The organism is Paenibacillus sp. LS1, from assembly GCF_026013365.1.
Classification (GTDB): domain Bacteria; phylum Bacillota; class Bacilli; order Paenibacillales; family Paenibacillaceae; genus Paenibacillus.
The window spans coordinates 246,354-259,126 of sequence record NZ_JAPDOE010000005.1 but is presented as its reverse complement, the minus strand read 5'-3'; the positions used below and the strand labels follow the sequence as shown (position 1 = coordinate 259,126).

8 protein-coding genes are annotated in these 12,773 nt (G+C 40.0%); 2 read left to right on the top strand and 6 right to left on the bottom strand.

The annotated features are described in order from the left end of the window. Positions 1-80 precede the first annotated feature (80 nt). On the top strand, positions 81-2,657 hold the full coding sequence (locus tag OM416_RS20330; protein ID WP_264932573.1) for a TPM domain-containing protein: 2,577 nt from the start codon (positions 81-83) through the stop codon (positions 2,655-2,657). A gap of 54 nt (positions 2,658-2,711) precedes the next feature. Here OM416_RS20330 and OM416_RS20325 read toward each other — a convergent pair whose 3' ends face one another. The 4 genes from OM416_RS20325 to OM416_RS20310 form a co-directional block, all read right to left on the bottom strand. Further along, the gene (locus OM416_RS20325) at positions 2,712-4,262 is read right to left on the bottom strand and encodes a hypothetical protein (RefSeq protein ID WP_264932572.1); all 1,551 of its coding nucleotides are present in this window, start codon (positions 4,260-4,262) and stop codon (positions 2,712-2,714) included. 712 nt (positions 4,263-4,974) lie between these two features. Beyond that, entirely contained in the window at positions 4,975-5,484 is a 510-nt protein-coding gene (locus OM416_RS20320; protein ID WP_264932571.1) for a hypothetical protein, read from the bottom strand. A 109-nt stretch (positions 5,485-5,593) separates the two neighbouring features. After that, the gene (locus OM416_RS20315; protein WP_264932570.1) at positions 5,594-6,097 is read right to left on the bottom strand and encodes a hypothetical protein; all 504 of its coding nucleotides are present in this window, start codon (positions 6,095-6,097) and stop codon (positions 5,594-5,596) included. 38 nt (positions 6,098-6,135) lie between these two features. After that, positions 6,136-6,591 carry a hypothetical protein gene (locus OM416_RS20310; RefSeq protein ID WP_264932569.1) on the bottom strand — a complete coding sequence of 152 codons (456 nt, stop codon included), beginning with the start codon at positions 6,589-6,591 and terminating at the stop codon, positions 6,136-6,138. A 289-nt stretch (positions 6,592-6,880) separates the two neighbouring features. Between OM416_RS20310 and OM416_RS20305 the strand changes: the two genes are divergently transcribed. Then, positions 6,881-9,442, top strand: a complete 2,562-nt coding sequence (locus tag OM416_RS20305; protein WP_264932568.1) for an ATP-dependent DNA helicase — start codon at positions 6,881-6,883, stop codon at positions 9,440-9,442. A 103-nt stretch (positions 9,443-9,545) separates the two neighbouring features. On the opposite strand, the gene OM416_RS20300 is transcribed toward OM416_RS20305, so the two are convergent. Together OM416_RS20300 and OM416_RS20295 are read right to left on the bottom strand one after the other, a co-directional pair. Further along, entirely contained in the window at positions 9,546-10,016 is a 471-nt protein-coding gene (locus OM416_RS20300; protein WP_264932567.1) for a hypothetical protein, read from the bottom strand. A 260-nt stretch (positions 10,017-10,276) separates the two neighbouring features. Beyond that, on the bottom strand, positions 10,277-12,766 hold the full coding sequence (locus OM416_RS20295) for a hypothetical protein (RefSeq protein ID WP_264932566.1): 2,490 nt from the start codon (positions 12,764-12,766) through the stop codon (positions 10,277-10,279). Positions 12,767-12,773 lie beyond the last annotated feature (7 nt).

Genomic DNA, 12,773 nt, shown 5'->3' with positions numbered 1-12,773 from the left:
GTTCCCCTCCAATATTTGTCGTCTCGCATCGATAAAGATACAATGTTCCCACAATAACAATGATCAATGGGGGAATCGCTTTGAAAATTAAACACCATGGATGGAGTAAAAGGATCGGTACTCTTGTGGGGACTTTCTTAACAGCATTATTAGTTATGCAGATCTTTTTTCCACTAACTGCAGCTGCTAGCCAAGTTCCAGCTAAAGATGACCGGCATGTGTATGACCGAGGGGAAATGTTTTCAGCCGGAGACATACCTAGTATTGAAGCGGCCATTCAAGAAGCCAAAAATCTCGATTACTATGTGGTTACGGTCTCTTCGTTTGGAGATCTATCCGGACATGATTATGCCTCACAGCTCTATGACTCTTGGGGGCTCGTTCCTTCTGATGTGCTGACGGTGCTATCTAAAAATGACCGGCGAATTCAAATGTACTTTAGAAATCCGGAGTTGCAGTACAAACTAGACCAGTTACCTGCTAACTATGCAGGAACGGATTATGAATCGAGATCAGCCATTGACCGTTTGGTTGGAAAGAACTTCACTCCTCTAGCGAAACAAGGAAAGTTTGCCGATGGTATCAAGGCACTCGTTCAAGAAACAGAAAAGATATCTAGCCAGGATATTGCAGAGACTTCTCCCCCTCCGATTGTACCTGAGACAAGTTGGAAGAATGATGTAGCACCAGCTCAAGGAATGACCGTTGAAGATTTAAAACAAAGCCTTCGAAATTTTTTTAAGTGGGTAGGCTTAATAGTACTCGGTGGGGGATGTCTGTTCGTCATGATTAAATTACTTATGAATTTACATGACATTCAACAACGAAATGAGAAATTAAGAGGAAAGGCTAATGAGGTTTTAAAGATTAGTCACTCTGCTGGCCTTAGAATAGATTTACTGTTGAAATCTTATGACGGTCAAAGAGCGGTGGAAAAGCTGTCGGAATTAAATAAGGACTTCACCAATCTGAAGGACCGAGTTGAACATTTACTGAATGGTATAAAAAAGGGGAAAGTCTTTGCCCCCTTCGTGTTTTCTCCACGAACCAACTCAATAGATGCTACTTACGAGGAACATGTTAAGTTTATTGGGAATTATGAATTGAGCCTTAAACGGATCACAGAAAAGCTTGAAGTGTATGAACAGCTTGGGATATTAGCTGACGAATCTATGGCCAAAGTAAACTTGATGGTCCATACCTTAACGAAGGATATTGAACAAATCTCATATCAGCAACAAATAAACCTACAACAGTTACTCGATACGGTGACGCATGAACAAAGCACAAGTGAATATCTGCATGCTCAAGCTCGTGAGAACCTGGAGGATGTATCAACGGATCTGGAGAATGCCACCCAGCGATTACAGACCATATCGAATTTAATTCAAGAGCTGCCTGAATTAATTGAGACTGTACGAGACCTACCAAGAGTATTAGAGAATAAAAATCAGGAATTGATTCAACAGGTAGAGCGGGTAGATCGGAAGAAACTCGATATCAATTTTGATCCTTTCACGTACATACATCAAGCAATGTCCGCAATGGATGTACTGAATAGCAAAGTCGAAAATGGTGACTGGAAATCTGCTAAGCAAATGCTCATAGATATTGATCTAATACTTAAAAGTGACAACAGGCTTCAGCAGCGGATTGAACTTTTTGAACAAGTGAAACTGAGCATAGAGACATTACACGATCATGTGTCTAACTTCCATTTTGATGAGTCGAGATATCTGAGTGAATATGTAAAAGTTAAACGAGACTATGACGGAGAAACCTTAAATCTAATGGAAACCAGCCATGATTACATCCTCCAACAACATAAGCACGTCTGCAATGTGCTAAGATGTTGTGAATTATTGTATAGTGACGGACGAATCATGGAACTGGAAACTGAACTAAAAAGTGTATTTGTTATTATCGATAAAATAGATAATCTGAAGGATACCATTTTAAATCAACATAAGCATTGCCAGACAAAACATGAACAAATCAAAGCAAGTCTCGCTAGTTATCATGATCGATATACAACTGTGTTCTCAAAACTTAATAATGACGTAGGTGTAGAGCAATTAAGGTCATCTTCCATCTTGGATATATTGAAGCGTGTTGATGACCAGTTCATTGGTCTTTCCCTCTCCTTGGATACCTATCCAGTTAGTCTGAACCAGACACATGAATCCTTTGTTCAATGGAAGGAACAAGTGGAGAAGGCTATAAATCAAATGGATGAATTGTTATATCAGCGCAAGAAGGCTAAGGAAGCAATCAAGAGAACGACTGAGAGATTCAACTTTACTTTTGGTCTTTCTGATGGGTATGGTCGAAGACACACTCAAACACATGTGATAAATACGCATGTTAGGAACACTAAAGAGAGTCTTAATAATATGAACACATTATGGAACATGGGTTTGTATGCGCAGGTACTGCATAGCTGCTCTAACGCCGAGAGTAGTCTTGATCAACTTGAGCGTGCCCAAGCAGAGGCCGCTAGACAAGAAGTCTCGAGACAGAGTCAGTCAAGCAGCTACTCATCGCACTCCAGCAACAGCTCAAGTGCTAGCAGCAGTTCTTATTACACTAATAACACACCCAGTTATGATAGCGGGTCTAGCGATAGTGGAGGCAGTTCTGGGGGTGACAGCTGGTAGATGTGATTAACGAAAAGAGTAGGAACAATGCTTCCTACTCTTTTACATGTATATTCATATGAATTTTTTTAGTTCATTTTCTATTTGAGCCCTCCAAAGAGCTTCTAATGATCCATAATTTTGAATAATATTTCGGTACGTATCCGTATCCCGGTCGTTGGTACCTCCTTCCTGGATAATACTTTTGACTATTTGATCGTAATCTTTTATATAATCATGATGTTCAGAGCTGAGAAAATCATGATCTATATTCTCCTCGTTTTCAAAAAGTAACTTAGCTTTTAGCCCTCCGCTCTCGATGTGATCTATAATGTAGTTTTCTTGATAATTAAAGAATAGCTGCAGGATGAATACATCCTCGTTTATATTCGGCTTAATAACGAGTAGAGACATGTCCTTTTTCTCAAAAGGCATGATGATACAGGCAGCCTCGTTAGATAAGAAAAAATTGATCTGTTCACTACTCTGTACATAGGGAACATCAACATAAACATAAATAGGTCGCTTGATAATGGATAGAATCGGATCGTTAGCCTTCTGAAGAATCAATGTCTTATATACAGATGGTGTTACAGTCAAAGGTAGTGGAGTTTTTCTAAGTAGATCAACAAAAGTTGTTTTGTTCGCGAGAAAGCCGTAATTTGTTTTTGTATTATAATCCATGAATATTGGTAAGTATAGTTGCTCAAAAGGAGGGGCGCTAACCAATGTTCCAAGGACGATTGCACCATCTCCCTTTTTTAGAATAGGTAATACTTGATCAAGATCAACACCTGTATTTTTATAGCTCTTGAGTGATGTTGGATGGACCCATAGGTATAACTCTTCTGGATCAATGGCTTTTAGGTTGCTTAGTTCCTTCATCATCCTGTTTTTTTGTTCGTGTTCTCCAATTATTGTTTCTATAAAATCAGTTACGTCCGACACTGTATACTGGAAGATTGTAATTCTGGATTCTTCTAAAATCACTTGTCCAGAGACAGTCCTTTTTTGATGGAGAAGGTCTTCAAGCGTCTTGATTAGGTATTTAAACCTCACATCAGGAATTAGCTCTAGAGCGAACTTGGACGTATCTTTTTTTGCTTCATTCTCTAGCAATCTGTGTTTGTATACAAATGGCCTAATTCTCTTAAGCTCCCCTGATAACGCAGAGACAGCGAGTGCTTGGGCTAATTCTAGTTTCATGAAGATTGAAAGATTGTCGTGCTCTAAGATGAGAAATTCGAGAGGTTTGAGATAATTATAGTATCTGAGATCAGTTTCCTTCATATCAATTAAATAAGACAGGCACGCCTCTTTTCCATCTTTTTCATACAGGAGAATCATCTCATAGAAAACTGCTAAACCTTCTTGTACATGTAACATATGTAACTGTAGAACATCTGCCGTTTTTGCTAACCTCGGTTCATGTTTGCCAAGTTTAAAAAGAATATGTATTAGAAACCCATACGAAGTAGATTGTGTTAACCTCATGTGTACCAGTTCGTGTAATATTGTTGAATCTTCCCCTAGCTTATGATTGACACTCGGATCGACGGTCGCAAAACTATTAAATTCGTGGTCGTATACCCCCAATGTGGTATTTTTCTGTTTCGGCTTTTTCATTTGTTACCCCCTATATAGTGTAGATATAGTATCAACTATATCACTTTTATCCAACAAAAAAAGGCTCCCCTCATACGTGGAGAACCGAATATTGCTTACTTTCTATTTCTACTGATGGATGTGGGAACGATCTGATCTATATAATATTCATATCGTACCTCTTTACGAAGATCCTCTGTTCTATGTAAATTTTTGAGTAGGAGAATTTGTTCCGGTATGTGGTAAATTGTATGAGACCGGTACCTCAAATGAAATATTGAGGCAAGTGTACTGATATGATATTCATGAACACCACTCATCTCTGACAATTGCAATATCCTTTCCTCCGAAAGCCACTGAGGATCTCGTTTTTCTTCTTTCGTCATGTAATTGGTGAAGTGTCGAAAACTGATTAATTGTTCTTCTGATATCCCACGGTAATTCTCACTGAACCAATGCTTCTCGCGATGTGAAGCTGCTAAAGAGATTAACATCGAATCGATATTCATCCAGGTATATACGAAACGTTTAACTCGTTCCACTAACCCATTGGTTAGTGGGTAAGGGCGGCCGTATCGAATAAAACATGCGACACACTTTTCATCCCACTTTGATTCGAATTCATTACAAATATGACAGAGTTCCTCATGAGGTGGGATATATTTCATCAATGGTGATCCTCCTTTTTAATGTGAAGACAAACATCTTATAGATCGTACTTCTCCATCGGTACTTACTTTGCATTCTTCAGGTGTAAGGTGATGAGTTCCTTCCCATCTGGGATGCCAAGAGATTCAAGTCCAGATACCAGCACATAACTAATATAGTTTCTGCTCTGAGTAGATTGCTCTATTTTTCTTAATTTTCGGTAGGGTACGATGGACTGATCTACCGCTACAGCAATGGCAGTGATGGAGCCATCCTCGTTCACATTATAATCAGTCACTTCCTCCTCTATTGTTTGCTGGTAATTTAAATATAATTGATACGTTGTTGTTTTCCAATCCATAACAGCTACTTGATGATCGCTATGATTAATTAGACCAATACTTGCTCCTATGCAAAAGAATACAAAACCAATAGATCCTGCAATCGGGACTAGAAGTCTTTTAGTACGTGGGGAACTAATTTCTTTAGCAATCAATGCAACAAGGACTAGAATTACAGCGAAAATAAATAATGCTAACGCAAAGTAATTGACGTCTTTAACAGGAAAAGATGCGATTAATTCTTCAGTACTCATTGAAAAAGATACCTCCGTGAAATGGATATTTGATTTAAAAACAAATTCAGCGTTACATAGAATCTTGGATCAACTGTGGTTAGAACGTAGCCTCGTAGACAATGCTGAGCTATTTTGCAGGTTTCAAATGGATGGTCAGTGTTTCTTTTCCATCAGGTATGCCGATTGATTGAAGCTCCGATACATAGACATAACTCACATAGTCTTTGCCTGTTGTCGATTGTTTTTTCTCATCCAAGCCCTCGTATGTAACCATTGAGCTATCTTTGGCAACAGCAATGGCCGTAATTGAACCATCCTCGTTCAAGGTATAATCGGTGACATCTTCTTCTATCAGCTCCAGGTTACTGATGTAGGGGAGATATGACTCGGTTCTCCAATCTGATTTCGCTTTACTATGTTTAAAGGTGTCATCGAGGCTTTGTGTGAAACTGCAGATTAGAAAGATTAGGGATACTGCCATCGAGATTAATGAGATAAAACTTCTAGTACGAGTTTTGCCAAAAGTACTAAATGAGAAGAACAGTAAAATGAGACCAAAGAATAGCAAGGTAGGAACGGGTTGGCTCGGTTCTTTTATTGGATATGCGGCAATTAAATCTTCAGTGCTCATGAATATTGACCTCCATAATCAGAACGTTTCAAAAATTGTTAGGAGCCTAATTTATCAGGATTAGGTTCGATATTTCGCTGTTGCATGGCCATTACCATGAACGCAATACAGACAGCAAAACTGATTTTAGATACTACAATAACAGGGAATAGAAACCACAGATTAAATTCCATACGAGAAGCAAAGAATTCAAGTGCTATTGGAAATGAAACGTATATGCTGCCACTGATGATGATTTGGATAATGGGTGGAGCTTGGATAATCTTCTTTAAGTAAGAACTAGATCTAGAGCTATTCTTCATGGTTAAGAACATCTGCACAATAGGGAAAGATGCAAGACCAAGTAACGCTGTCTCAAAGAGGTATTTAATCAAACTAAGTACTAGGATCAGGACTGAATAATCAGCCGAATCCAATTTCAAATACCACAAAAACGAGCTGAATAGGATGAACAAACAGGGAACAAATGTTGAAAAAATTTTTCCGATTTTCATATGATCACTCTCCTGCAGGTGAGTATATAATTATCGAGGTGTACTTACAAATTTGAAGCTGAGTTTCATTATCTGGTTCCAACTAGCAAGATCAATGTGTACTTGAATACAGCTGAATAGATCAGGAACTGGGTTGCCCCTCTTCCCCATCAGCAGCTGGCATAACTATCGTGGAAACCTTTCTACAATCGATCTCTTGATTCGTGTGTGTTACTGATTACAATGCGTAGGATTATCCTTACATTTATCTCAACCAAAGCGAACAAGTTTACAAGTTTCATGTGGTATAATGGGAACATATGTGTTTATAAGGGGTGAGGGGATGTCTAATTCCCGTGTAGAGTTGTTGCTTGATATATTCGAAAGACAACTTCCAGAAGAGTACAACAGCAAGGATATACGGACCAGCCAGGTACAAATGGCTATAGATGTAGCCGAGTTTCTGCACACGGCACAACGAAGTAAGCGCATACTTGTGGTTGAAGCACCTGTAGGCACAGGGAAATCATTAGGGGCCTTGGTGCCGGCGTTGATCGAATGCTCCATAGATCGTGCGTTCAACCAGAGTCGTGTCGTGTACGCAACGGCTACGATAAACCTTCAAAGTCAATTGATGCAAAGTGAAGTGCCTCTTTTAAGGAATATGAATCTGCTGAAGACTGCCATTCTCGCTAAAGGGAAATCTCATTACTACTGTCATCATGAGAAGCAATTTGTAAAACAATTGGATAACGAATTATCACAAAAGCTGGATCAATTTTTCAAAACCTCTTCCACAGGCCATCGAGACGAATTTGAGAAAAATTACGGAGGGATTCGAAACTCAGACTGGAACCGAGTGAGCTTTAAAGGGTCCCGTTCTGACTGTGAGAGATGTTCCCTCGGATTTTGTCCAACAGCGAATCATCGTAAACGGTTTCGAGATGAGCATGTGGATTTAGTCGTAACGAATCAAGATCAATTGATTCGATCTGTTCTTAACCGCCTAGAAGACGAGCCCACGGCTGCCATTGTTCCTCTGAATCCTGGCATTATTGTCATTGATGAGGCTCATCATTTTCTGGAGAACTTTTTAGGTATGATTGCTGATTCAACGAGAATTTCAGACTTGGCAGAGGTTGCACGAAGCTGGCATTTCCCCGAGGACCAGAGAATTGCATATAACAACCTGATTCTTGAATTAAATAAGGCTATGAGAAGGGAATCACAGGATAAGCAATCTCTTCTGGGCCGGTATCCTATATCGTCCAATCTGTCTCATTACCTTGCAGAGGTTAGAAATACTTTAAAGACACTTTCGGAGAAGATATTCTTCAGTAAACGTGAACGTTTAGACCGTGATTCCTCTCTAAGTGATTATGTTGAGAAACTAGACCAGATTGTCTACAGCATCAAACAGCTCATCAATAGTAAGTATTCTGTAAGTTGGGTGACCTATGAAGAGTATACCTTTACCAGTATCCCTACCAATTTCCCGAGTGAGTTTAAGCGTGTCATTAGTCACTTGGCTGGACAGAACAAGCTCATTGTAATGTCCGGTACCTTATCGATGGATGGCGACTTCACTTCATTCCTGAACCAATGGCGATTAAGTAGAGAAGACGTTGAGCTGAAGGTCATTCCGGAATCATTCCAGTATGCAAAACAAAGCTTGATTTATGTTCCAGAGAACATACCTCATCCTAATGATCAGGAAAAAGATTTGATGCAGCATGCAATGGGCCATTACCGTCAACTGCTGGAGCTGACGCAGGGATCATCTTTATTGCTATCTACCTCTAAACAGTACATGGCCAGTGCCAGGGAACCCATCGAGCAGATCTGCCAAGATAATCAGTGGTTATTCCTATACCAAGAGCAAGCGGGTGTTGAGCAATTAACTTCTGAGTTCAAGGCAGACAAAAACAGTGTGTTATTAGGCAGTGGTTCGTATTTCTCAGGCTTTTCAGTGCCAGGCGAGGGATTAGTCTCGGTTATCTTTTCCAGGCTCCCCTTCCCTGTTCCAGACGATCCTTTCATCAAGCTAATCGGCCAAGGATTTGAAGATGATTTCATGAAACAAGTGACACTTCCCCACATGATGGTGAAACTAAATCAAGGGGTTGGCCGGCTGATACGTGATATCAAGGACTATGGTGTAATCACTATTTTAGATCCGAGGGTATTTACAAAAGAATACGGTAGGGATATTCAGAAGAGCTTCGAGGAAAAGGGATATCGATTTACGCGGTCCTTTGAAGAGGTACAAGCCTTCTTCCAAGAGAAGCGACAACATGGCTCCCAGGCAGCATATCCCCCCTACTCCCGTTCAGCGTTGAACATTTCGGAGAGGTTAAATACCGGGAAAGTCGTATTTAAAGGAAAAGAGATTGCAAAAGAACTAAAAATATCAATGGATCAAATATCCGACGAACAGAAGAAGTATGCTAAAGCGATCTGCAAGCAATACGGCTTCAAGTTTTCTATCAAACCCAAAACGGGTGAGGATTTATTCAAGTATCTTGTTAATCAGCTGTATGTTGCTTTCAAATCATTTGCTCACCTTGCTGAAGAGTATCCCTTTAAAGATCAAGAACAACGGGAAAGGTTAAGCAAATATCAAGGGGATGGCAAACGGAGCTATCAGATGCTTAAATGTACTAATCCCAGAATCGGTTGCAGCGGCGTTTGTGGAGCTGAACATATACAGGCGTTGTCGCAACGAGTGATGGACTGTGGAGGGGAGTTACTCCCCCCGATTACTAACCGAGGGTTTTGCTGGCTAGAAATCAAACCACATGATCTTAACGAGGAGATCCTCAGTAGGTTAGCATCCCTGGTTGATGAAGTTGCAGCAACAGAGGAGCAGTAATCATTTGGTGGATTGGCTATCCAGCAAGCCAAAATAGAGGCTATCATGATCATGGTAGCCTCTATTTTTCATTCTCTTCTTCGGGGGACTACCTGGGGCAATCCTATATCCCCTTTTGATTCATGTACAGCAGTGTCTTTCTTTTTTTTGTTTCGAAATCTACATCATAGTTATAATCAAGCAGCAGCTTTCGCTTTAACATTTCCTGTTCCATTTCCAGTTCCTTAAAAGTAGCTTGTATTTCTTTAAATTGTTCAAGGGAGTAAGCACTCTCGTCTATGACTAGCCCCGTATACTCAATCTGCAGGAAGTACTTCACCCCATTAGTTGTAAATTGTTTATCATCGATGGATAGAATTTTCCCATGGTGCTCCCTCTCTTGTCCGCATAAAAATTCATTATACAGATCAGTTAGATCTTCTGATGACTCTGCTTCAATGACGGTAATGGACTTCTTTTGTATGAGCATGTAGTTCAATTGTTTATATGTAGCTCTAATGGTTCGAGATAAATCATAATATGCTGCAACTGCTAATTTCCGTTCTTTTCTACGTTCAAGCCATCGGATCATCATGTTTACCCCCAGCCTAATATGTCTCATGACTCACAATCTTAATGACGGTTTCTATCAAGCAATAGTATATATAGGAATAGAAAAAAACAGGCATCGGAGATAATCCTTCGATGCCTGTTTTCAAAACGATAGCTCCCCCGCCAAGAGCAGATACCGCTAATACTAAATCATGTGATTAATATAGCAATTACGTAACGACCCGTCAAATGACATGAGGTTGTGTGATTTTGGCGAGTTCACACATTTCAAAGTTAACTGACTTATTCAACATCAGAAGACGTAGTTTCCTGTTCCTGGGTGAATAAAGGACCCTCAGACCACAGTTCAGTCCGTACGTACTTTCCTTCATTTGCCTCAGAAGCTTGTCCAGACATGGAATCTAAGTACTGGTATTCATTTTTCGAATGTGAAATGAAGACGAGATTTTTCTTTGTTTCCACAAAAGATAATTCTTCGGGGAAATCAGCCCGACCATAACTAGTCGAAACGACAAGAGTTGCACCCATCATTTCAGCTTTCTTTTTGGCCATTTTGATAATACCTTCACGAATACTTCTCGCGACATCACCATCAGTCGTGGAATAGCATCTTTCCAAGAAGAGGATAAAACGTTCCTCTACAGGTTGTGCCGGTACCTCCGTCTCCTGTTTTGTAATGTCCTTGAACCGGAGTTTCTTTTTGGGCAAATGAGATATCGCTTTTGTAAGTCGGATGACTGCTCTACCCACATACTGCTGTTTTGAGTTGTGCACTGTAATCATTTTCTTGTTGGTATCAAAACTGCTTAGTAAACAGCGCTGATACATCCCCTTGTTCCAGTGAAGACAGGTGGACACGGGATATTGACCGACACGAATGGTAGTCTCATAGTCGGCTGCTTCGGCCATCACAAGAGAACCAGCCATCTTCATCTGCCGATCTCTCTTCCACTCATCTATGGCTGCTTCCGGAATAGGTAAACCAATCTCTAGTTCAAAGTCAGTTTCAACAAACTTCACTTCTTTTAAATTGTTCATGATCTCAGCTTTAGTCAGGAGCACTAAATTTTGTTTTTGTCTTGAACTTAATTCTGCTGAACTCATCATTTTCAAAAAGACTTTGGCCAGCCCCTTAAAACAAAACGATAGGATATCATCCATATGTGTTTCTTTGAATTCCCCTGGTAGTTTTAAGGCTTCAATGAGATCTTGGCAATCCAAATTGGTAACCATATAAAGACGTTTAGCATCTGTAAAGTTATTGGTCTTCTCCAAAAGAGTATACTCACTTACAATAAACCTAATATCGTCAGGTGATGTAACATACTTACTAAAACGTTCAAAACGTTCTGGTTGGAGAAGCATAAGCAGATACTGACTCTTCTCTGCTCCTTTGACATACCAGGTTTGTTTCTGTAGCTGATCCTTGAAGTTACCTTTTTGGATCAAACTCACCACTGCTGTGAGAAGAGATTCCTCACTATCAAAATGTTGAGTAAGCGTGTTAAGAGCGGGTAATTCTCTGCACAATTGTAGTCTCTTATCCACGGAGATACCAAGAACAACTAAACGGAAGTACAAATCAACGTTTAAATCATGTTGCTTATAAAGAAACTGAAACTCTTTCCATGTGACGCACAGTCCTCTTCCGGAAATATACTTAACAAGTGTGTCATCCTTCAACTGGTGCATACTCAACTTGAAATCGGAGACTTGAAGTGTATTCACATTAATGACGTTGAGGAAATAGTCAGAGAAAATAGGGTGGAACTTATCTAATCTTCTAATATGCCTATGAACTGTCTCATTATTCACTACCATTTTCAGAAAGGCCTTTTTACCTTGTTCTGCACATCGATGGATGAACCTCATCACATGGTTACCACCATCCTTACACAGATCCCAGGCTTGAACAGCCAGAGAGTTAGAGCCGTAGATTACCTCATATACATCATGTTCTTTTCGTGTTGAGGCATGTTGGAATAAAGCTCGATATTGAAATTCAGATGGCGGGTTAAGCCAGTTGCTCCAAAGTTGAGTAATCCATGCGTTCACTAAGTCTGGTGCTGCAGTTGCGTACATCTCTAGAATCCCCCGCGTAATCTCTTCGGGATCATCAGCTGCCTTGAACGTTGCTTCTAAGCCCCGAATACATTCAACAATGTCTACTCTTGACATAAATTGTTCTAGTTGTTCATAGAACTCAATATGTCTTGTGAGTGATATTAGACTGAAGTGCAAGGGTTTCGTATATTTTGACATCCGAATTGCTACCGGTCGTTCTAACTCGGACAAAGTGCTGTACTTTTCTCTTGAGTCATAGTGTTGCATGTTCTCAATGAACGGTCCGATACATTCCTCCATATTCTGTGCTAAGTAGGCCTTATCAGAGTAACATTCCATGATATCAATAAATAGGTCTGACCGTGCCCATTGATGATATAAACTAAACCTACCATCTTCAAATAATTCATAGATGTCCTCTACACCTTCAGTTTGTATCATTCGTTCAATCTGTTCTAGAGGTCGGTTTGAAGAACACAGAAATCGTACGAGCAGATCTGGAACGGTTTGCTCGTTTACGATCTGGATTAAGATTCTGGATGAAAGGACTTTGTTCCAAGTAAATGATTCGAATTCAGGGTAACGTGTAAGGTAGTGAAGATGTGCTCGGTTCACTAGAGTAATCTGTTGTAATACCTCAAGTGGCAGACCGTTCTTAGAAGCCTCTGCCAGCGTTTCGATGTGGTTTCGGATTAATGAATATATCATGTAAATG

Coding starts and splice junctions, on each gene's coding strand:
- OM416_RS20300 (WP_264932567.1), bottom strand. CDS start 10,016: ATGATGATCCGATGGCTTGAACGTAGAAAAGAACGGAAATTAGCAGTT.
- OM416_RS20320 (WP_264932571.1), bottom strand. CDS start 5,484: ATGAGTACTGAAGAATTAATCGCATCTTTTCCTGTTAAAGACGTCAAT.
- OM416_RS20295 (WP_264932566.1), bottom strand. CDS start 12,766: ATGATATATTCATTAATCCGAAACCACATCGAAACGCTGGCAGAGGCT.
- OM416_RS20315 (WP_264932570.1), bottom strand. CDS start 6,097: ATGAGCACTGAAGATTTAATTGCCGCATATCCAATAAAAGAACCGAGC.
- OM416_RS20325 (WP_264932572.1), bottom strand. CDS start 4,262: ATGAAAAAGCCGAAACAGAAAAATACCACATTGGGGGTATACGACCAC.
- OM416_RS20305 (WP_264932568.1), top strand. CDS start 6,881: ATGGGAACATATGTGTTTATAAGGGGTGAGGGGATGTCTAATTCCCGT.
- OM416_RS20310 (WP_264932569.1), bottom strand. CDS start 6,591: ATGAAAATCGGAAAAATTTTTTCAACATTTGTTCCCTGTTTGTTCATC.